15 protein-coding genes and 2 pseudogenes are annotated in these 20634 nt (G+C 73.9%); 7 read left to right on the forward strand and 10 right to left on the reverse strand.

All coding sequences use genetic code 11. From position 1 onward, the window contains the following. Positions 1-66: 66 nt before the first annotated feature. Entirely contained in the window at positions 67-453 is a 387-nt protein-coding gene (locus tag AC069T_RS26525; protein ID WP_478785119.1) for a PPOX class F420-dependent oxidoreductase, read from the forward strand. Between the two features lie 110 nt (positions 454-563). Here AC069T_RS26525 and AC069T_RS26530 read toward each other — a convergent pair whose 3' ends face one another. From AC069T_RS26530 to AC069T_RS26545, 4 genes are all read right to left on the reverse strand, one after another. Further along, positions 564-2609: a SpoIIE family protein phosphatase gene (locus AC069T_RS26530; protein ID WP_478785120.1), complete on the reverse strand. Its 2046-nt coding sequence runs from the start codon at positions 2607-2609 to the stop codon at positions 564-566. A gap of 136 nt (positions 2610-2745) precedes the next feature. After that, positions 2746-4299 (reverse strand): FAD-dependent oxidoreductase, encoded by a 1554-nt coding sequence (locus tag AC069T_RS26535; protein ID WP_478785121.1) that lies wholly within the window; start codon positions 4297-4299, stop codon positions 2746-2748. Continuing rightward, positions 4296-5027, reverse strand: coding sequence for a class I SAM-dependent methyltransferase (locus AC069T_RS26540; protein ID WP_478785122.1), 732 nt, complete (start codon positions 5025-5027; stop codon positions 4296-4298). Before AC069T_RS26540 ends, AC069T_RS26535 begins: the two co-directional genes overlap by 4 nt. A 44-nt stretch (positions 5028-5071) precedes the next feature. Next, on the reverse strand, positions 5072-6268 hold the full coding sequence (locus AC069T_RS26545; RefSeq protein WP_478785123.1) for a lycopene cyclase family protein: 1197 nt from the start codon (positions 6266-6268) through the stop codon (positions 5072-5074). Between the two features lie 777 nt (positions 6269-7045). On the opposite strand from AC069T_RS26545, the gene AC069T_RS26550 reads away from it, so the two are divergent. Genes AC069T_RS26550 through AC069T_RS26565 form a run of 4 tightly spaced genes read left to right on the forward strand, consistent with a single transcriptional unit; the run spans position 7046 to position 11929 of the window. Then, positions 7046-8347 (forward strand): polyprenyl synthetase family protein, encoded by a 1302-nt coding sequence (locus tag AC069T_RS26550; RefSeq protein WP_478785124.1) that lies wholly within the window; start codon positions 7046-7048, stop codon positions 8345-8347. Continuing rightward, entirely contained in the window at positions 8344-9885 is a 1542-nt protein-coding gene (gene crtI / locus AC069T_RS26555) for a phytoene desaturase family protein (protein ID WP_478785125.1), read from the forward strand. Before AC069T_RS26550 ends, crtI begins: the two co-directional genes overlap by 4 nt. Next, a complete protein-coding gene (locus tag AC069T_RS26560; RefSeq protein WP_478785126.1) occupies positions 9882-10904 on the forward strand; it encodes a phytoene/squalene synthase family protein in 1023 nt (340 codons plus the stop codon). Before crtI ends, AC069T_RS26560 begins: the two co-directional genes overlap by 4 nt. Continuing rightward, positions 10901-11929 (forward strand): Rieske (2Fe-2S) protein, encoded by a 1029-nt coding sequence (locus tag AC069T_RS26565; protein WP_478785127.1) that lies wholly within the window; start codon positions 10901-10903, stop codon positions 11927-11929. The genes AC069T_RS26560 and AC069T_RS26565 overlap by 4 nt, the downstream gene beginning before the upstream one ends. A 22-nt stretch (positions 11930-11951) precedes the next feature. Here AC069T_RS26565 and AC069T_RS26570 read toward each other — a convergent pair whose 3' ends face one another. The 3 genes from AC069T_RS26570 to AC069T_RS26580 all read right to left on the reverse strand — a co-directional run bounded on the left by AC069T_RS26570 (position 11952) and on the right by AC069T_RS26580 (position 14694). Beyond that, positions 11952-12578, reverse strand: coding sequence for a glyoxalase (locus AC069T_RS26570; protein WP_478785128.1), 627 nt, complete (start codon positions 12576-12578; stop codon positions 11952-11954). A gap of 170 nt (positions 12579-12748) precedes the next feature. Further along, positions 12749-14110: an NAD(P)/FAD-dependent oxidoreductase gene (locus AC069T_RS26575; RefSeq protein ID WP_478785129.1), complete on the reverse strand. Its 1362-nt coding sequence runs from the start codon at positions 14108-14110 to the stop codon at positions 12749-12751. A gap of 437 nt (positions 14111-14547) precedes the next feature. Further along, a complete protein-coding gene (locus AC069T_RS26580; RefSeq protein WP_478785130.1) occupies positions 14548-14694 on the reverse strand; it encodes a hypothetical protein in 147 nt (48 codons plus the stop codon). Between the two features lie 375 nt (positions 14695-15069). On the opposite strand from AC069T_RS26580, the gene AC069T_RS26585 reads away from it, so the two are divergent. After that, complete coding sequence (locus AC069T_RS26585) at positions 15070-16092, forward strand: LacI family DNA-binding transcriptional regulator (protein ID WP_358855915.1); 1023 nt, start codon at positions 15070-15072, stop codon at positions 16090-16092. A 669-nt stretch (positions 16093-16761) separates the two neighbouring features. Continuing rightward, the gene (locus tag AC069T_RS26590) at positions 16762-17904 is read left to right on the forward strand and encodes a lytic polysaccharide monooxygenase (protein ID WP_478785131.1); all 1143 of its coding nucleotides are present in this window, start codon (positions 16762-16764) and stop codon (positions 17902-17904) included. A gap of 82 nt (positions 17905-17986) precedes the next feature. On the opposite strand, the gene AC069T_RS26595 is transcribed toward AC069T_RS26590, so the two are convergent. The 3 genes and pseudogenes from AC069T_RS26595 to AC069T_RS26605 all read right to left on the reverse strand — a co-directional run. After that, positions 17987-18655 (reverse strand): DinB family protein, encoded by a 669-nt coding sequence (locus AC069T_RS26595; protein ID WP_478785167.1) that lies wholly within the window; start codon positions 18653-18655, stop codon positions 17987-17989. 144 nt (positions 18656-18799) lie between these two features. Continuing rightward, positions 18800-18892 (reverse strand): annotated as a pseudogene (locus AC069T_RS26600) (DinB family protein); the annotation flags it as partial. Between the two features lie 55 nt (positions 18893-18947). After that, a pseudogene (locus AC069T_RS26605) lies at positions 18948-19675 on the reverse strand (Rossmann-fold NAD(P)-binding domain-containing protein); the annotation flags it as partial. Positions 19676-20634: the final 959 nt, after the last annotated feature.

Raw genomic sequence — 20634 nt, forward strand, 5'->3', positions numbered from 1 at the left:
GCCGGAGCGCGGGCGGGGGCAGGTTCGGCCCGAGAGGACCGGCCGGACAGGGCCTAGAATTCAGGTATGGACGATTCCCCGCTGGACGCGCTCGCCGCAGGCAAGTACCTGCTTGTCACCAGCTACCGCAAGAACGGCACGGGAGTCTCGACACCGGTCTGGGTGGTCCGCGACGGCGACGCCCTCGGCATCTGGACGGCTGCGGACACCGGCAAGGTGAAACGCATCCGCAACCGCCCCGACGTCCTCGCCGGCCCCTGTGACCTGCGCGGCCACCCGACCGGCGCCCAGCTCCCCGCCACGGCGGAGATCCTGGACCAGGCCGGGACCGACCGCATCCGCCAGCTCATCGCCCGCAAGTACGGCCTGTCCGGCCGCCTCACTCTGCTCGGCAGCCGGCTGCGCCGCGGCCGCGACGGCACGCTCGGGATCCGGATCACCCCGGGCTCCTGAGGCTCCGCCGGCGTGCCGCGCCCGCTGTTGGCGCACCGGCGCCGGCGCACGCCGTGCCGCTGGCGTGGGCGCGGGGCCTCGGCGTCCCACCGGGTCCGTCGGGCGTCCGGTCAGGCCCGCCGGCGGACCAGCAGCAGAGCCACGTCGTCGTCCGGTTCGGGGCGCAGGGCGGCGAGCAGCTGGTCGCTGGTCGTCTCGAGCGGGCGCTGCGGCCCCTGAAGCAGTCGCGTCAGCGTGTTCAGGCCCGTGTCGATGGGGTCGTAGCGGTTCTCGACCAGCCCGTCGGTGTACAGGGCGAGCAGGGAGCCCGGGGCCATGGCGACTTCCATGGTGCCGAAGTCCACGCCGCCGACGCCCAGGGGCACCCCGCCGGGGATCTCCAGGAGCCCGGCGCCGCCGTCGGGCCGGATGAGGACGGGCGGCAGGTGGCCGGCGCTGGAGAGTTCGCAGCTGCCCCGGCCGAGGTCGCACACCGCGTAGACGCACGTGGCGATCGTTTCGCCGAGCGATCCCGTGATGTCGTCGAGATGGCGCAGCAGCTCGGCGGGCGGCAGGTCGAGCCGGGCGAGGGCGCGGGTGGCCGTGCTCAACTGCCCCATGACCGCGGCCGACTGGACGCCCTTGCCCATCACGTCGCCCACGATGAGCCCGGTCCGGCCGGGCCCCAGGGAGAACACGTCGTACCAGTCGCCGCCCACCTCGCTGAGTGCCGGAAGATAGCGCGCGGCGATGTCCAGGCCCGCGTGCTCCGCGGGCGCGGGCGGCAGCAGACTTCGCTGAAGGGTCAGCGCGGCCGCGCGTTCCCTCCCGTAGAGGCGGGCGTTGTCGACGCAGATGGCCGCCCGCGCGGCGAGCTCGGAGGCAAGGATGCGGTCCTGCTCGTCGAAGGCGCGCGTGTTGACCGAGCGGTAGAGGCTGAGCGTGCCGAGGACCTCTCCCCGGGCCACCAGCGGGACGGCGAGATAGGAGTGGACGCCTGCCGTGTGCAGGGCCTGGGCGGCGTGCGCGTCCCTGGCGATGCGCCGCATCATCGCCGCGTCCACCCGCTCCACCAGCACCGGCCGGGCCTCGCGCACGCACTGCGTGATGATCCTCGACGAGCTGTACGTGGCCAGCTCGCCCACCGGGTCCGCCGCGTGGATCGCGTCGGTGAGGTAGCCGGCCGCGACCGCGAGTGCCCTGAACTCGGCGTGCGAGTCGCCGGTGACCGCCGAGGTGGTGCCGTGCGTGACCACGGTCTCCAGCACGTCGACGGCGGCCAGGTCGGCCAGCTGCGGCACCGCCACGTCCGCGAGCTCGCGGGCGGTCTGCTGAAGATCCAGTGTGGTGCCGATGCGGGCGCCCGCGTCCGCGATGACCGAGAGCCGTTCGCGTGCCTCGGAAACCTCCGTCGCCGCGTTCTGCCGCTCGGTCACGTCGATGATGGCCATCGCCAGCCCGAGGACGCGGCCGTGCGTGTCCTCGATGCGGTGGTACGACTCCGAGAACGCCCGGAGATCCGGGTGCCCCGGTGTCCGGCCGACGGTCATCTGGTCCAGCAGGGGCCTGCCCGTGACCAGTACATGCCGCATCCGCGACTCGATCGCCTCGACGTCGAGATCCGGCAGGACCTCCCCGATGCGGCGTCCGAGGACCGCTTCCCCGGGCACGCCGTTCATCCGCTCCAGGGCGGGATTGACGCTCACCCACCGCAGATCCGTGTCGAACACGGCGATGCCCAGCGGCGTCTGCCGGACCAGACTGTGCGACAGGGCCAGGTCCCGCTCGACGCCCCGTACGGTGGTGGCGTCCGCCGCGAGGCCCAACAGGAGCGTGTTCCCCTGACGGTCGCGCAGCCGCATGGTGCGGAACTCCACCGGGACCTCCGTGCCGTCCCGGTGCTGGAGCGGGAAGACGCCCGCCCATCCGGCACCGGACCGCACCTGGGCGAACAGGTCCCGGGCCCGCCGCCGGTTGTCCGGGGACACCAGCAGCTCGTCGGCCCTGCGGTCCAGGGCCTCCCGCGCCAGGTATCCGAGCAGCTGCTCGGCCTCGGGGCTCCACAGCACGACCCGTCCGTCGCCGTCCAGGACCACGGCCGCCACCTGCAGCAGGTCGAGCAGGCCTCCCGGCGTCGCGGTGGCCCCGTCGCCAGGCCCGGATGCGTACTCGTGCATTCCAGCCGCTCCTTCCGGCGCGGCTCCGACACCGCGAGGATCCGCCCCGCGGATTCTTCGATTACGGCACAGCACGGGCGGCCGGGCAACCCCTGCACCACGCGTCACCGGGGCCGCGCGCCCGCCGCGGGCCGTCTCAGCCGCGCCCCCGGCCGGCCAGTGCCCTCAGCACGGCGGAGCGTCCGCGGTCGGGCACGGTCCACAGGGTCTGGCCGCGCACGCCCCAGCCCTCCAGCAGCGCGTTCGCGGCCAGGAACCCGGAGGTCGCCGCGCGCTCCATGAGCGCCACGGGCAGATCCGTACGGACCAGGTCGCCCGCCACCGTCAGACCCGGGTCCGGCGTCCGCACGGTGGGCCGGTCGGCGTACCCGCCCACCGGGAAGAGCGGGCAGTCGGCGCGCCACTCGTGCCGCACGTCGACGACGCCGGCCGCCCGCGTCTCCGGATACACCCGGTGCAGCTGGTCGACGAGCCGCTTCTCCTCCACGTCCCGTACGCAGTCCTCGGGCAGCGCGTAGGCGTGCAGTTCGACCACGGAGCCGCCCGTGCGGGCGGCCCAGCGGGCGGCCTCGCCCTCCCAGCCGGAGAGCACGCTGACGTTGTCCAGGGAGCCGAACCCGCTCGTCCCGAGGAAGCCGGGGCGGCGCGGGGCGACCGGGCGGTCCAGCCACAGCCGGGACACGAGGAACGGGGGAGCGGTGCGCAGCCCCGCCACCCGGGCGCGCCAGCCGGCGTCCCCCAGCTCCGGGGAACGGCCCACGACCGTACGCAGCCCTTCCGTGTCCAGGGCGAGCACGACCGTGTCGTGGTGCCGCTCGCCCCCGGAGTGCACGACGCGGTAGCCGCCCCGGGGAGCGGGCTCCACGCATTCGACGGGGGTGGCGGTGCGCACCTGTGCGCCGAGGGCGTCGAGACGGCGGGCCAGGGGTTCCCACAGCGCGGCCGGGAAGGGTTCGCCGGGGACGTCGAACAGCAGGCCCTCGGAGGACCCCAGGAAGTAGATGTGGAACATCAGCACCATCTCCGCGGCGGACAGCGTCCGCGGATCGGCGAAGAAGCTGCGGGAGAAGACCTCGAAGGCCAGATGGTGTGCCGCCGCGGGAAAGCGGATCGAGGCGAGGAAGTCGTGGGCGCTGGTGCCGTCCAACCGGTCGTAGACGTCCGGGACCCGCACGTCCAGCAGCGGAAGGGCCGCCGACGGGTTCATCCGCAGCAGATCGCGTGCTCCGAACGTGGGACTGAGGGCGGCGAAGCCCAGGGCGCTCCAGGGCGGCGTGCGCGGCACGTGGCGGAAACTGTCGTGCAGGCCGCTGCTGTGCCGCAGGGGATAGTCGGGCAGGGCGGTGAGCATGCCGAGGTCCGGATCGGCCCGGCGCAGCAGGCCCCGCAGGTTGTAGTACTGGCGGAAGAACGCGTGGAAGCCCCGGCTCATCGTCGCCGGACTCCCGTCGGCGAGCGTGACGGGCCGGCCGGAGACCCGTCCGCCGAGCACCTGGTCCCGTTCGTAGAGCGTCACCCGCACCCCCCGCTCGGCGAGAGCGGTCGCGGCGGCGAGCCCCGCGACACCGCCGCCGACCACGGCGGTAGAAGGCGCTTTTCCCGTCACCCGTGGACGGCCCGGACGCGGGAGGAGCACCCGGGCGCGCCGGTCCCGGCCCCGCCGCGGCGCGCCGCCCGTACGCCGGTTCACGCGGCACCGCCGTGCTGGCCGTCCTCGCGCCTGCCGACCACCGTGTGCACGATGCCGGTCTGCCAGCCCGGGACCGGCAGCACCCGCACCTGCCCGAAGCCCGCGCGCCGCACCCGCTCGCCGAAGGCCTGCGCCGTGTCGAACTCGACGACACTGCGCCACAGATGGCGGTAGAGGCGGCCGTCCCCCGCGGCCGTGCCGGCCGGCAGGACGATGCCCCGGCACACCGCGTTCCACACCGCGCGGTGGGCGGGCAGACCGCTGAGCGTGTACTCGTGCACCGCGAGTCTGCCGCCCGGGACGAGCAGGTCGCGGACGGCCGCGAGGATCCGGTCGGGATCGGCGACGTTGCGGAACAGGTACGCCGCCAGGACCGCGTCGAACGGTCCCTCGACCCCTTCCACGGCCAGCCGCTCCGCCGAGGAGTGCCGGAACGTCACCCGCGCCGGCCAGCTCTTGGCCGCCGCCCGCTCCAGCATGCCCGCCGACGCGTCCACCGCGACGATGTCCGCCCCGGGCAGCACGGCGGCGAGCGCCGCGGTGGACGCCCCCGTACCGCAGCCGAGGTCCAGCACCCGCCGCCCGGCCCCGCCGTCCGGGAGGGCCAGGCGGCGCACGGAGCGCCGCAGATGGGCGTGGTACCCGGGATTGAAGGCGACCAGGCGGTCGTAGGTGCGGGAGGCGCGGTCGAACGCCGTGGCCAGCTCCGCGTCGCACAGCAGGGGCATGCAGTCTCCTCGTTTTCCGGCAGGGGGCGGTCGCTTCGGCGGCGTCAGGTCTCCGCGGACGGACGCCGGGGCAGCCAGGGCAGTTCGGCCGCCGTACGCAGCATCGGCAGGACGGGGGTGTGCAGGCCGACGGCGATGTCCTCGCGCAGCCGCGTGCGTCCGTCGAGGAAGCGCAGCAGACGCTCCGCGGGGACGCGTCCGAACAGATGGGAGAAGAAGTCCGCGCCGTCGATCCGCCCGGTGGCCAGCGCGCGCAGCAGCACGGCGTCCATGGCACGGGAGCGGACCGAATGCGCCGGCGGAGGCGCCGGGCGGCGCCCGGCCCGGAACGCTGCCGCGACGGCGCGCGTCTGACGCTGCACGGCCGCGAAGGTGTACCCGGTCGACGGCCGGGTGGCCCCGCCGGCCGTGCCGATCCTGAAGATCGCCTCGCCGGTCTGCCGGGCGAACACGGCGTCCGTCATGGGAATCGCGCCCGTCTCCCGCGCGGTGACCTCGAACGCGCCCAGACCGAGGACGTCGCCCGTGTAGTGGCGCAGGGCGGCGTCGTACTGGTGCGCGGTCAGCGGCGCGGCCGAGAACTCGGTGTACTCGACCAGCGCGGTGCGGCGCCCCGTGGGCAGCACGTAACCGAACGAGAGACCCCGGGCGGGCTGCGGGGTCCGGAAGTCCATCAGGTCCACGACGTCCCGGTCGAAGGCGGGGCGGTCGGTGCGCACGAACCAGCCGTGGAAGTGCTGCAGCAGGGTGGTGCGAGCCGCGGGGAGCGCCTCCAGCGGGCGCGAGTCGAACACCCAGCGCGCACGCACGTCCACCGACGCGCCCGCCGCGGTGGACCCGCGGACCTGAGCACCACCGCCGGACAGGCCCTCGACACTGTCGACGACGGCCTCGACCACGCGGACCGAGGCCCGGTCGGCGAGATCGTGGTGGACGAGTTCCTCGAAGTCGTCCGAGCACAGCATCTTGTAGCGCAGGGGAGCGATACGGCTCTCGGTCGAGGAGCCCCCCTTGCCCCGGACCCTGAGGCGCTGCCAGGAAGCCGTCAGCGCACGGTCGTAGACACCGGGCCCCGCCTCCCAGAAGCACCAGGTCCGGCGGGACGGGCGCAGCGGCCCGGGCGGCGCCGTGAGCAGGACGACGGAGGGGGTACGGCGGCCCGCGGCACCGGACGAGAGCCGGTGCGCCAGGGACAGGCCCGCGGCTCCCGCGCCGATGATGGCGACGTCCGCGTCGAGCACAGGTTCCACTCCTCGGGTACGGCGGGGAAGGCGGCGGGCACGGGGATGCGCCCGCCGAAGCATTCCGCGTGCACCCCTCCCGCGGATGCGCGCCGCACCGAACCCGCGCGCGGGGTAGGCCGGTCGGCGCAGCGCCACCCCGCGAGGATGAGTGGACCGGGGCAGGCCGCCCAGGTACGGCGACTGCTGTGACCACCCTCGGCGGGGCGCGGTGACGCCCCTCCAGGCCGGGCGCCGTGACCACCCTCCAGGCCGGGCGCGGTGACGCCCCGTCGGCCGGGTGTCGTATCCCGCCGCCCCGGTGGGATACGGCGTCCCGACGGCCAGGTGCTGTGACCAGCCTCGCGGCCCGGCGCGGTGACGTCCCGTCGGCCGAGTGCCGTGACCGCTCACCCGGTTGGGCGCCGTGCCCGCCGTGCTGGTGGGGTACGACGTGCCGTCGGCCGGGTGCCGTGACCACTCTCCAGGGCCGGGCGCGGTGACGCCCCGTTGGCCGGGTGTCGTACCCCCGCCGCCCCGGTGGCGTACGACGCACCGCCAGGTGGGCCTGGTTGCTCACCCGAACAGCGTCCGATCCGGGTGCCGCTCGTGTGTCGCCGCGCTCCCGGTCGGAGCCCGCAGTAGCTTCACCGCTCGCGGCCGCCACCGTCCGGATCGGCCCCGGCACCCCCAACCACCCCGGCGGACGGGAAAAAAGGACGCCATCGCATCCGCCACGCCCACCCCGGCCGAATCAGCTCCGGCAAACCCGCGTCCGCAACGACGAGAGGAACCGGGATGCGTCGTACGAGGGCCGGGGAGCACCCCGCGATCGGCCCGGCACCCCTGACTCCGCACAACCTCCGGGAGGCGAGCGCCTCTTCGGGCCCGTCCGGCGGCTCGCACCCGCACCCGCACCCGCACCCGGAGGCGGTGGACGCGGACGTGCCCGCCGCCGTCGGACGTGTGCTGGACACGGTCCTGCGCGAACGCGTCACCCAGGCGTCCGCGCTGGACACCGACTTCGGAGCCGACGTGGCCGAGCGGGTCGCCCGGTTCACCCGGCAGGGCGGCAAGCGGATGCGTCCGCAGTTCCTGTGGTGGGCGCTGCGCGGCTGCGGCGGCGGACGGAATGCCGTCCAGACCGAACACGCCCTGCGGATCGGCGCGGCGCTCGAACTCCTCCAGACCTGCGCGCTCGTCCACGACGACGTCATGGACGCGTCCGTACTGCGCCGGGGCCGGCCGGCCCTGCACGTCGACCTCTGCGCGCAGTACGCCCGACTGGGCGGCCGGCGGGCCCGGTCGCTGGGCGAGGCCGGGGCGATCCTCGCCGGCGACCTGGCCCTCGCCTGGGCGGACGATGTCGTCGCGGACCTGGGCGCCGACCCGGGGACGCCGCCCGCCGTCCAGCGGATCTGGCGGGCCATGCGCACCGAGATGGTGGCGGGCCAGTACCTGGACGTGCTCGACCAGGCGAGCGTCTCAGGCTCTCCGGCCCGGGCCATCCGCGCCGCCTGCCTCAAGAGCGCCCGCTACTCGGTGGAACGGCCACTGACTCTGGGCGCCGCGCTGGCCGGAGCGGACCCCGGCACGACGGACGCCCTGTGCGCGGCGGGGCGCTGCGCCGGAGTCGCCTTCCAGCTCCGGGACGACCTGCTGGGCGTCTTCGGCGACCCGCGCGGCACGGGCAAGCCGTCCGGCGACGACATCCGCGAGGGCAAGCGCACCTATCTGGTCGCGGTGGCGCGGGCGCGTGCCACGCAGGCCCGGGACACGGCGGCCATCGAAATTCTCGAGCGGTGCGTCGGCGCCGGTGACCTGACCCCGGCCCAACTCGCCGAGGTGCGGCACGTCCTGGAGGCCACCGGCGCGCGGACCGCCGTCGAGCGGAGGATCGAGCGGCTCGCGGCCCGCAGCACCCAGCATCTCGCCGCGGCCACACTCCTGCCCGTTGCCAGGACGCGCCTGCACGCCCTCATGTGCGCGGCGGCCGGGGTGACAGCGGCCCCGGACCCGGCGGCGGAACCGCCGGGCACCGCCGAGCAGGACCCGACCGCATGTCTCACCGGCGCCGGAGCCGCGGGAGGAACACGATGACGAGGACGATCCCCGGCCGCACCGACCACGTGGTGGTGGTCGGCGCGGGCCTGGCCGGGCTGTCGGCGGCACTCCACCTGCTGGGAGCGGGCCGCCGGGTGACCGTCGTCGAGCGCGGCACCCTGCCGGGCGGGCGGGCCGGCCGCATCGACCGCGCCGGGTACCGGATGGACACCGGCCCCACCGTGCTGACCATGCCGGACATTGCCGACGAGGCGTTCGCCGCCGTCGGCGACAGCCTCCACGACCGGGTGGACCTGATCCCCCTCCACCCCGCCTACCGGGCGCGCTTCGCCGACGGCGGCGAACTCGACGTCCACACCGGGGCGGAGGCCATGGAGGCCGAGATCGAACGCTTCGCCGGGGCCGGTGAGGCCGCCGGCTACCGACGGCTGCGCCACTGGCTGGAGCGGCTCTACGCCGTGCAGCTGCGCCGCTTCATCGACGCGAACTTCGACTCGCCGCTGCAACTGCTCACCCCGGACCTCGGCCGACTCGCCGCACTCGGCGGGTTCGGCAGACTGGACGCCCGTATCGGACGCTTCCTCGGCGACGAACGCCTGCGCCGCGTCTTCTCCTTCCAGGCCCTGTACGCCGGAGTGCCCCCGGAGCGGGCCCTCGCCGCGTACGCCGTCATCGCGTACATGGACACCGTCGCCGGGGTGTACTTCCCGCGCGGCGGCATGCACGCCCTGCCGCAGGCGATGGCCGACGCCGCCGCGGACGCGGGTGCCGAACTGCGCTACGAGCACGACGTGACGGCTCTCGAACGCTCCGGCGCGCGGGTCACCGCGGTCCTCACCTCCCAGGGCCGCATCCCGTGCGACGCCGTCGTGCTCACCCCCGACCTGCCCGTCACCTACGGCCTGCTGGGCCGCCGCCCCCGCCGGCCGCTGCGCCTGCGGCACGCGCCGTCCGCCGTCGTCCTGCACGCGGGCACCGACCGGACCTGGCCGGGCCTCGGGCACCACACGCTGTCCTTCGGGCGGGCCTGGAAGGGCACGTTCGACGAACTGACCAGGACCGGGAGCCTGATGACCGACCCGTCCCTGCTGATCACCCGTCCCACCGCCACCGATCCGTCACTCGCCCCCGAGGGCCGCCACCTGCACTACATCCTGGCGCCCTGCCCCAACACCGACATCGGACCCGGGGTCGCCGCCTGGGGCGACCTCGCACCCCGCTACCGCGACAGCCTCCTGGACGTCCTGGAGCACCGCGGACTCACCGGGATCGCCGCGTCGATCGAGGAGCAGTGCCTGGTCACCCCGGCCGACTGGCACGGCCAGGGGCACGCCGCCGGTACGCCCTTCTCGGCGGCGCACACGTTCGCGCAGACCGGCCCCTTCCGCCCGCGGAACCTCGTCGCCGGCACCGAGAACGCGGTGCTGGCGGGCTGCGGGACCACCCCGGGCGTCGGCGTACCGACCGTCCTCATCTCCGGCAAGCTCGCCGCGGCCCGCATCACGGGCCCCCGCGCCCGCCGGGGCCCCCGCCCACCCGTCCGCCGTACGACCGTCGAAGGCGTCCGCCCATGACCGACCGCGAACTCGATGCCGCCGGCATCCACGAACCGGACCTGCGCGCCGCCTACGCCCACTGCCGCACACTCAACGCGCGGCACGGACGGACCTACTTCCTCGCCACCCGGCTCCTGCCCGTGGCGCGGCGGCCGGCCGTGCACGCGCTGTACGGATTCGCCCGCTGGGCCGACGACATCGTCGACGCCCTGGACGAGCGCCGCACCGTCCACGACCGCACCGCGGCGCTCGCCCGGCTGGAGACCCGCCTGAGCCGCGGCCTGCGCCGGGACGGCCCGGTGGACGAGCCGGTGGTCGCGGCCCTCGCCGACACCGCCGCCCGCTACCGCATCGACCACCGCCACTTCACCGACTTCATGGCCTCGATGCGCAGCGACCTGCACGTCACGGACTACGCGACCTACGCGGACCTGTACGGCTACATGCACGGTTCGGCCGCCGTCATCGGGCTGCAGATGCTGCCGGTGCTCGGCACGGTCGTACCGCGCGAGGAGGCCGCCCCGCACGCGGCGGCGCTCGGTGTGGCCTTCCAGCTCACCAACTTCCTCCGCGACGTGGGGGAGGACCTCGACCGGGGGCGCGTGTACCTGCCCGCGGACCTGCTGGGCGCCCACGGCGTCGACCGGGCCCTGCTGCGCTGGAGCCGGGACACGGGCCGCCGCGACTCCCGGATCACCGCGGCCCTGCGCGCCGCCGAGGACCTGACCCGCGGTGTCTACCGCGCGGCCGCCCCCGGCCTGGCCATGCTCGCCCCGGTGTCACGGCCCTGCATCCGCACCGCGTTCGTCCTCTACGGAGCCATTCTCGACACCGTCGCCGACGAGGGATACGCCGTCCTGCACCGCCGTGCGGTGGTGCCCCGGCGCCGGCGGACCGCCGTCGCGCTGGACGGCCTGGTGCGCGTGCTGGCCGCGCGGGCCAGAGCCCGCGGCACGGACCGCACGCCATCGGGGCCCGCCCGCCCCGCCTCCCGCGAAGGCCGCGCGTGGCCGTCCCGGCGCAAGGAGGCGGCGTGAACAGCGCCCGCCGACCCGCCCCGCGACGGCTGCCGCTGCGGCTGCGCCGCCGTCCCCTCGCCTGGGAGAAGCAGCAACCCACCTGGTGCGAGGCGCGGCCGGGCGTCATCGCCGACGCGCTGAAGCGGGCCCTCGCCCGCCCGTCGGGCAACTGGTACGTCGTCGGCGCCACCCGGGACCTCAATCCGGCCCGCCCTCTGGCCTGCTCCGTCGCCGGGCAGGAAGTCGTCGTCTGGCGGGACGCGGGCGGACGGCTCGTGGCCGGGCCGGGGGTGTGCCCGCACCTGGGCGCACCGCTGGCCCGCAGCCCCGTCCGCTGCGGCACTCTCGTCTGCCACTGGCACGGCCTCGCCCTGGACGGCGGCCCCGCGGCCGGCTGGGAGCCCCTGCCCGCGCACGACGACGGGGTGCTGGTGTGGGTGCGCCTCGACGCGGTCGGCAAGGAGGAGCCGCTGCCCGCACCGGTGCTACCGGTGCGACCGCCGCTGTCGGGGGCGGTCGAGGCCGTGTACGGCGCGGTCGGCGGGTGCGAGCCGGAGGACGTGGTGGCCAACCGCCTCGACCCCTGGCACGGGGCCTGGTTCCACCCGTACTCCTTCGTGGACCTGACCGTCGTCCGCAGCCCCGCCGACCCGGGGTCCGGCGACGACGCCGACCGTGCCGACGGGTTCGCCGTGGACGTCTCCTTCAAGCTCACCGGCCGGCTCGTCGTGCCGGTACGGGCGGTGTTCACGGCACCGGAACCCCGCACGGTGGTCATGCACATCACCGACGGGGAGGGACAGGGCTCGGTGGTCGAGACCCACGCGACCCCGCTGGCCCCGGACGCACTCGGCCGCCCGCGCACCGCGGTGACCGAAGCCGTCGTGGCCGCGTCGGACCGCCGAGGCTTCGCCGTCGCCCGCGGCGCGGCGCCCCTGCTCCGCCCGCTGATGCGAGCCGCCGCGGGCCGCCTGTGGCGCGACGACCTGGCCTACGCGGAAAGACGCTGGCAGCTGCGCCACACGGGACGTTTCCCGGGGTGAGGCAGGGGCCGGCACTGTCACGTCAGGCCGTCGACGCCACCTGCGCAGTCTCCCACGCGAATCCGTCCGGGTCGGTGAACGGTCCGCCGTCGCCGCCGATCGTCAGCCGGTGCGATCCCGTGCCGTCGGGGGAGACCCCGGCGTCCTTGGCCAGGGCGCGGCGCCGGTACAGCGCCAGCTTGACGGGGCCCGGCCCGGCCTCGAACTCGACGTACACGCGGCTGAAGCTCTTCGCCACGGCGAGGCCGTGCTCGACGTAGAACCGCTTGCTCGCGGCCACGTCCGCCACGCCCAGCAGGAGCACGATGTCGTCGATCTGCCGGGTGCCCGGGCCGGTGTCCTTCTTCGCCGACGTCGCCACCTTCCAGACCGTCCCGTCCGGAGCCCGGACGACACCGCCGTAGCCCCAGAGCGACTTCGCGGCAGGCTTCAGCGGCTCGGCACCGGCGTCCAGGGCGGCGCCGACGAGGTTGTCGACGGTGGCCGGCTGCGCCACCGTGAGGGACAGCGTGAATCCGCGGAAGCCGGACGTGGGTGCCTCCGAGGCGCGCAGACGCACCTGCTCGCCGAGACCGAAGGCGGTGGTGCAGAAGCGGCGGGCGGCCGTGGGGTCGGCTACGTGAAGGGTGACGGATGCGATGGATGCCATGCCCGTCACGCTAGTTGTGACCGGCCGAGGTGCGCTTCTCCGATCCTGACCGGTTCGGGTGACGGCCGGGTGTCGGCACACACCCGCCGGCCGCGCATCCTGTCACCCGTGCCGAGCAGCGCGTCCCCGGTCAGAGGGCACTTCCCCGCGGCGGGAAGTGCCCCGGCCTGTCACCGGCCCTCGACGCGCTCCCGGAGCTGCTCGGGCGTCAGATAGGCGTTCGTGTACTCGAAGTCCCGCAGGGTCGCCGGCGTACGGGTCAGGAATCCCGTACGGACGAAGTCGTCGCCGGCCACCGAGTTCAGCGCCCAGTTCGTCGCCACCCTGACCTTCGCCACGTTGGTGCGCAGCGCCGACCAGTGGTAGCCGCGGGCGGCGATCAGAGCCGGCAGTCCGCGCAGCTCCACACCTAGCGGCTTGGACACGGCGTCCATGCCGCCGAGGTCGACGACGAGCCCCAGGTCCTTGTGCACGTACGGCGTCATCCGCTGCCCGCGCAGCGACGCGATGACGTTGTCCGCGACGTGCCTGCCCTGCCGCAGCGCGTGCTGCGCGGTCGGCGGGCAGATGGCGCCCGCCGTGTCCTTGGCCTCGTCCGGCACGGCGGCGGAGTCGCCGAGCGCGAAGACGCCGTCGTGGCCGGGCAGGCACATCTCCGAGGTGACCGCCAGCCGCCCCTTGACCGTCTCGGCCCCCAGGGTGGCGATCAGCGGGCTCGCCGCGACACCCGCGGTCCAGATCAGGGTGTGGGTGGGGATCACCCGGCCGTCGGTGAACGTGACCTCGTCGGGGCCCGCCTTCGCGATGGACACCCCCAGGGAGACGTCGATGCCCCGCTTGCGCAGGATGTGCAGGGCGCTGCGCCCCAGCTTGTCGCCCAGCTCGGGCATGAGCTTCGGCGCGATGTCGATCAGGTGCCACTTGATCAGCTTCGGGTCGAGCCTCGGGTAGCGCTTGACGGCGTTGTGCGTCAGGCGCTGCAGGCACGCGGCGGTCTCCGTGCCCGCGTAGCCCCCGCCGACCACCACGAACTGCAGCCGCGCCGCCCGCTCCGTCTCGTCCTCGCTGGCGTCGGCGATGTCGAGCTGCGAGATGACGTGGTCACGGATGTACACGGCCTCGGCGAGCGTCTTCATCCCCCGGGCGTGCTCGGTGAGGCCCGGGATGTCGAAGGTGCGGGTGATGCTGCCCGGTGCCAGCACGATGTGGTCGTACCGCTCGTTGACGATCTCACCCGAGATCTTGCGGACGACGCACACCTTGGCCTTCAGGTCCACGCCGATGGCACCGCCGGGGATGATGCGCGTGCGGTACTTGCGGCTCCGGCGCAGCGACACCGCGACCGACTGGGGGGTCAGCACCCCGGAGGCGACCTGCGGCAGGAGTGGCAGATACAGCTGGTAGGAGAACGGTGTCACCAGAGCCAGTTCCGCCTCGTTCGGTGTGAGCTTGCGTTCCAGCCGCCGGACGCACTCCACTCCCGCGAAGCCCGCTCCCACTACCAAGATCCTCGGTCGTGACACGATGTTCATCCCTTCACCGGCTGCCGACTGTCTGGCTTCCACGGGTTCCTCTGCCCCCGGTCCGCCGCCTCGCACATGATTGATCCCACCGCGCCACGAGCCGGCGCGCCACCGGGCGGGCGCCGGAGTCCACCCGGGCGGAGTTCCCGTGGTGCACGAGCAGTTCTGCCGAGGCTCGGAGCGGCGCCGGCGGGAGGGGCGGCCGGGTAGCTTTTCCGGGCTCGGACACCTCAGGAGTCCGCTTTCTCGTGTCGCAGGAAATCTGTCGTGGCGGGAGTAGACATTCGGCGTTGCGTGAGGCTAGTGTCTTCCTCGTAGCCAAGAAGTCGTTGAGGCGGCAGAGGCGAACTGCCGTATGTGCAGTACCCGCAGTGCCAAGGCACGGCAGCGGAGTGACAGGGCCGGAGAAAGCCGGGGTCCTGTCACTGGCTGCTGGGCCTGGCGGCTCACAGGAGCCGCCAGTCGTACGCAGGAACCGAAGATGCAGGTCGATCGAGCAGGACAAGCACGAAGGAGGTCGACACCATCAGGATCGCCCGGGTGAGCGCGTAGTCATCCCGGGTACCGCAGGCCCCGGAACGGAAGGTGGTCACACGGTTAAGCATCAGCGATCCCCGCACTCGCCCACGTCCCCCCGGCGACCGTGCGGAAACAGAAGGCCGGCGCAGATGTAGGCCGGCAGATGGTGTTGTAGAACCAGGGGCTCCGGTGCCGCACGGCACCGGAGCCCCTCGACTTGCGCCCCGCGCCCGGCCTCGCCACACCTGCCCGTGGCCGTCCACCGGTCGGCCGGAGCAGCTCCCCGCGCCGTCGTGCCGTACTCAGTGCCCCTGCCGGTGAACACCGGTCGCCCCCGCGGTTCCTGACAGCGGATCAGCCGGACGGCGACGCCGATGACCGGTCCCGGCCCCCGCGCACCGGGCGGGTCGTAGTATCGGGTGATCTCGGGTGGGAGATGGGGGTGGGGTATGGGCAGGCAGCGTCCCGGTGTCCCGACGCTGGAGGAGGTGGCCGCCCGCGCCGGTGTGGGGCGCGGCACCGTCTCCCGCGTCATCAACAACGCGGTGGGCGTGCGCGCTTCGACCCGGGACGCGGTGCGCCGCGCCATCGACGAACTGGGCTACGTGCCCAACCTGGCCGCCCGCTCACTGGCCGGCCGTCGCGCCGACGCCGTGGCGCTGGTGATGACGGAGAAGGACTGGCGGCTGTTCGGAGAGCCCTTCTTCAGCGAGATCGTCCGCTCGGTCGGTGACGCCCTGACCGACAGCGGGGTGCAACTGCTCCTGACGCTGATCCGTTCCGAGACCGAGCGGCAGCGCTTCGTGGAGTACGCGCGCGGCGGCCGGGTGGACGGGGTCCTGATGATGTCCGTCCGCGCCCAGGACCCGCTGCCGGACATGCTCGCGCAAGCCGGTCTGCCCACGGTTCTGCTGGGGCGGCGCACGGGCGACGAGTGCGTGACGTACGTCGACGCGGACAACGTCGGCGGTGCTCGCGACGCGGTCTCCCACCTGCTGGACAGCGGACGCAGGACCATCGCCACCATCACCGGTCCGCTCGACATGTACGTCGCCCAGTGCCGGCTGCGCGGCTACCGGGAGGCGCTGCGGCGCGCGGGAGCCGAGGACGTGCCGTCCCTCGTCGTGGAGGGCGACTTCACCGAGGAGAGCGGACGCCGGGCGATGACCGGCCTCATCGAGCGGCACCCCGGGATCGACGGGGTGTTCGCCGCCTCGGACACCACCGCCGCCGGTGCGCTGACCGCCCTGCGCGCGGCGGGCCGCCGGGTTCCCGACGACGTCGGAGTGGTCGGCTTCGACGACTTCCTGCTGGCCCAGCACACGGACCCCAAACTGACCACGGTCCGTCAGCCGGTGGAAGAGATCGGCCGGGCCATGGTGGGGCTGCTCGAGGAGGAGATGAAGGAGCCGGCCGTGGCCTGGCGGCATGTCATCCTCCGGACGGAACTGGTACTGCGCGACTCCGCCTGAGCGCGCGGCACCGGAGGATCCCGGCACCGGCGGGCGCGCCGCCGCCGGCATCCGGTGCCGTGCCTCGGAGCGGCCCACTCCGGCGACTTCGGAGGCGCGAGGCGCCTTCCGGGAGCGCTCCCGGAAAGAACGCACTCGGAGCCCCGCCGAGGGAACACCCCTCGGACCAGCGGCTTCGAAATTGCGTCCATGCTGTCCCGTCCACCCTCTTGTCAGCGACATGGGTGACTTCTACAGTCCCTCTCGAATCATGAGTGGGAGCGCTCCCACCGACTCCAGGACGACCGGTTCCACCGCACACCCCGGCCGCCCCTCCGAGAGAGGACCCCCCGCATGCGACCGCGACCGCAGTGCATCACCGCCACCGCCGCCGGGTTCCGCGCCGCATTCGCCAAGCCGACGGCCTTCAGCCTGAACGGGACCGCCTGCACGAGCGCGTGACGTCCGGCGTCGGATCCGCCGCGCATCGCTCGCCGGCCCGGGAGGCGGCGCGTGCCCGACTCCCCGCCCGTCCGGCCGGCACCCTCGCCGGACGGGCGGGGCTTCCAACGCCCCGGCTTCTGGGCGGTAGCCGCTTCCCGACCCACGCGCGGGGACCCGAGGGCACCCGTCGGCCGGAGGACGCACCACCCCGCACACCCGACCGAGTACGACCGGAAGGAGAAAAGCATGGCTCGACGCAGCACCATTCTGTCGATGGCGGCCGCCTTCGCCACCCTGCTCGCGGCGCTCGGCATGACCCTGCTGGGGCAGGGCTCCGCCCAGGCGCACGGGGTGGCGATGCTTCCCGGCTCGCGCACCTACCTCTGCTACCTGGACGCCCGTACGGGCAACGGAGCACTGGACCCGACGAATCCCGCCTGCCGGGACGCCGTGAACAAGAGCGGCACCACACCGCTGTACAACTGGTTCGCCGTGCTCGACTCCCAGGCGGGCGGCCGGGGCGCCGGTTATGTGCCGGACGGCACCCTGTGCAGTGCCGGCGACCGGTCGCCGTACGACTTCTCCGGCTACAACGCGGCCCGCGCCGACTGGCCCAGGACGCATCTGACGTCGGGGAAGACCATGCAGGTGCAGTACAGCAACTGGGCGGCGCACCCGGGCTCGTTCCGGGTCTACCTGTCCAAGCCCGGCTGGTCGCCCACGTCCCAGCTGGGCTGGGGCGACCTGGACCTGATCCAGACCGTCACCAATCCGCCCCAGCAGGGGTCACCGGGTGCCGACGGCGGCCACTACTCCTGGGACCTGGCTCTGCCCTCCGGCCGTTCGGGCAACGCCCTGATCTTCATCCAGTGGGTGCGGTCCGACAGTCAGGAGAACTTCTTCTCCTGCTCCGACATCGTCTTCGACGGCGGCAACGGAGAGGTGACCGGCATCAGGAACCCGGGCGGCACGCCGACACCCACCCCCACACCCACACCCACACCCACACCCACACCCACACCCACCCCGACCCCGACCCCGACGCCCACCCCGACCCCGACTCCCTCGGATCCGCACACCGGATCGTGCATGGCCCAGTACACCGTCGTGAACTCCTGGAGCGGCGGCTTCCAGGCGTCCGTCGAGGTGATGAACCACGGCACGGAGCCGCGCAACGGCTGGGCCGTGGCGTGGAAGCCGGGCACGGGGACCAAGATCAGTAGCGTGTGGAACGGGTCCCTGTCCACCGGCACGGACGGCACGGTCACGGTCAAGAACGTCGACTACAACCGCGTCATCGCCGCCGACGGCAGTGTCACCTTCGGCTTCACCGCCACCTCCACGGGCAACAACCTGCCCGCGGGCTCGATCGGCTGCGTACCGGCCTAGGGTCTGCCGTGACGTGCCGGCCGCAGTCGCTCACGGAGGGCTGCGACCGGTACGCCGCGTCACTCTGCCGCGTGACGATCCGTCATGGACGTCCTGCCGGCGGACTTTCGTCCGGCTCGCGCGAGTCGGCCCCGGACAGGCCCCGGCGGGGAGCGGTGACGCGGGTCCGCCACAGGTCGCGGAGCAGGGCGATCTCGGCCATGTGGTGGATGAACTCGAGGTTGGCCCCCGACAGCACGGTGATGAAGGGGTCGTCGGGGGCGGAGCCGTACGGGTACTGCGAGAAGCCGACCGTGTCGAGCTGCTCGTCGGTGACGGCACCGACACTGTCGCGCCAGCGGTCGATCAGTGCCCAGAAGCGCTCGAGTGCCAGGGCGGGGGAGGGGGTGAAGTCGACCAGCAGCTTCGGTTCGTGCCGCCGTTCACCGAAGGTCCACTCCCATCCGCCCGCGAAGTGGAAGTGCAGGTGGGCCAGCCGCCAGGCGATGGTCGTGACGGGCGTCTCGTCGGGCTCGGGCGTACCGGTGTGGGCGAGGATCTCCTCGACCCGCTCGACACCGACACTCCAGTCGTCGGCGATCTTGGCCACGGTCATGCCGCCGGCCGCCTGCCGGGCCACCTCGGCGTACTCGCTCGCCGGGATGTCCGGGTTTCCCAGGTCGAGAACCCACTCGCCCGGCCCGAACGCCCTCGGTGTCGTCGCCTCGCCCCGGCGCCGGAGCGACCAGCAACCGGGCACCGGTTCCCACAGGTACTCCTCCTCGCCTAGGGCCTGTCGTTTGGATCAGGCTGGCTGTGACCGACGGTTCGTCCTGACCGACCCGACCGACGACAACGCCGCAGATGTGCGTGCCAGACCCCGCGACGCCGGCGTGATCCAAACGACAGGCCCTAGCCCCGCCAGCCGGACCTGGGCCATCTCCCTGGCGTGGTCGAACTGATCGAGCAGCAAACCCAGGCGGTCGGTTCGCGGGCCCTGACTGTCCATACCCGGCTGCTCCCTCGTGTCGCGCCTCACCGCACCTCAGCCGGAAGGTAGTCGCTCACCCCACGGAGTGCGACCGGTTAAGCCACCCGTGAAGCGATGCCGCCCGCCGGCGACGGCCTTCACCGCGCCACCGGCGCACCAGGTCGCGCCCGACGTCCGGCCACTGCCCGTGGTCGAGGAGAAGCCCGTGGCCGGCAGGCGGCCGGGGACCACGCGACGGCTCTTCAGGAGGAGTTCGGTGTCCGGGCGCAGCGCGAAGGCGCCGAGCTCGGCCATCCACGTCGTCGCCGGCAGGCCGACCGGGACGCCTCAGGCCGCGCGCAGCTCCCGCATGAACGCGCGCTGTGGAAGGGGAGCGGGGGCGGCGAGGTTCACCGGCCCCGCGATGTCGTCCCGGTCCATCAGGAACTCGACGGCACGCACGAAGTCCCGCTCGTGGATTCAGGACATGTACTGACTTCCTCCCGCGACCGGGCCGCCGAGCCCGAGCCGTGCCAGTCGCGACAGGACGTCGAAGACCCCGCCCCGGTCGGGGCTCATGACCATCGCGGAGCGCAGGGCGACCTTGCGGGTGTGCGGTGTCGCGGCCTCTTCCTGCGCCCGCTCCCAGGCGCGGGCGATCTCGACGCTGTAGGCCCAGTACCCCGGTACGCCGGGTTCGGCGCCGCCGAGCACGCCGGTCGCCTCGTCGTTCGGTGCGTCATGGCGATGTGCGTGGATGGTGGCGGTGCTCATCTGGAGCCACACCCGGGGCGGCCGCTCGGCGGCGTGGATCGCCTGGCCGGGATGCGGGGGAGCGTCGGCTGAACCTGCGGCTCGGTGTCCACGTATCTCTGCACAGGGATGCCGACGACCCACGCCCGCGGAAGGAGAGCAGTGTGCCGACACCGCCCGAACCCGGCCCGCGGCCGGAGCGCCCGGCGATCGAGCCCACGCACGTCGAGCGCGGGCGCGCGCCCGACTCGCTGGCGGACCTCCTGAGGCGGGTGCGGGAAAGGGAGGCCGGCAGGACGGCGGCCCGCGACCCACGGGACACCTCGGACCGGGAGCGCGCGTCAGGTCAGTCGTACACACCTGACTCCGGCGGCGCGGCTTCCGGGCAGCCCTACGTGCCTGACCCCGGCGCGGCTTCCGGGCAGCCCTGCGTGGCTGGCCCCGGCGCGGCTTCCGGGCAGCCGCACGCACGTGACCCGGACGCGGCTTACGGGTCCCCGTACGGGGCCGACGGTGGCGGGGCTTCCGGGTCGCCGTATCCGTCCGCGCCGGACCCCGGGTTCACGCCGGGTGCCGTTCGCGAGCCCGGCCACGAGTTCTCCTTCGTCGACCCGCCCGGGGCGCCGCCGTTCGCGGAGGAGGACACGCAGGAACTGCCGCCCGCACCCGAGGGGCCCGAGCCCGCCTCCGGAGGAAGCGCGGCCACCGGAGGCGCGGCCACCGGAGGCGCGGTCACGGAAGGCGTGCCCGCGAAAAGCCCCCCTGTCGCGGGCGCGACCACCGGGGTCGCGACCGCGGATGACGAGGCGGCGGAATCACCGGCGCAGGGAAAGCCGGCGACAGGAATCGGGCCGGCGCCAGGGCGGCGGAACGGCGGAAGGCGGGCGGCGGCCGGCCGAGGGGCCGACGGGCGGACGGCTGGAACGCCCGGCGGGCGGGCGGCCGGGCGGGGGGTAGGCGGGAGGGGGGCGGAAAAAAAGCGCGGGGGGGAAAAGGGGGCCGGAGGAAACGGCAGGCCTTTTTTTTTT

It is taken from the genome of Streptomyces sp. NPDC043867 (assembly GCF_056435845.1).

Excerpts from the sequence above, each read along its gene's own strand:
- crtI (WP_478785125.1), top strand. The coding sequence starts at position 8,344 with ATGACGAGGACGATCCCCGGCCGCACCGACCACGTGGTGGTGGTCGGC.
- AC069T_RS26560 (WP_478785126.1), top strand. The coding sequence starts at position 9,882 with ATGACCGACCGCGAACTCGATGCCGCCGGCATCCACGAACCGGACCTG.
- AC069T_RS26585 (WP_358855915.1), top strand. The coding sequence starts at position 15,070 with ATGGGCAGGCAGCGTCCCGGTGTCCCGACGCTGGAGGAGGTGGCCGCC.
- AC069T_RS26550 (WP_478785124.1), top strand. The coding sequence starts at position 7,046 with ATGCGTCGTACGAGGGCCGGGGAGCACCCCGCGATCGGCCCGGCACCC.
- AC069T_RS26570 (WP_478785128.1), bottom strand. The coding sequence starts at position 12,578 with ATGGCATCCATCGCATCCGTCACCCTTCACGTAGCCGACCCCACGGCC.
- AC069T_RS26530 (WP_478785120.1), bottom strand. The coding sequence starts at position 2,609 with ATGCACGAGTACGCATCCGGGCCTGGCGACGGGGCCACCGCGACGCCG.
- AC069T_RS26540 (WP_478785122.1), bottom strand. The coding sequence starts at position 5,027 with ATGCCCCTGCTGTGCGACGCGGAGCTGGCCACGGCGTTCGACCGCGCC.
- AC069T_RS26590 (WP_478785131.1), top strand. The coding sequence starts at position 16,762 with ATGGCTCGACGCAGCACCATTCTGTCGATGGCGGCCGCCTTCGCCACC.
- AC069T_RS26525 (WP_478785119.1), top strand. The coding sequence starts at position 67 with ATGGACGATTCCCCGCTGGACGCGCTCGCCGCAGGCAAGTACCTGCTT.
- AC069T_RS26575 (WP_478785129.1), bottom strand. The coding sequence starts at position 14,110 with ATGAACATCGTGTCACGACCGAGGATCTTGGTAGTGGGAGCGGGCTTC.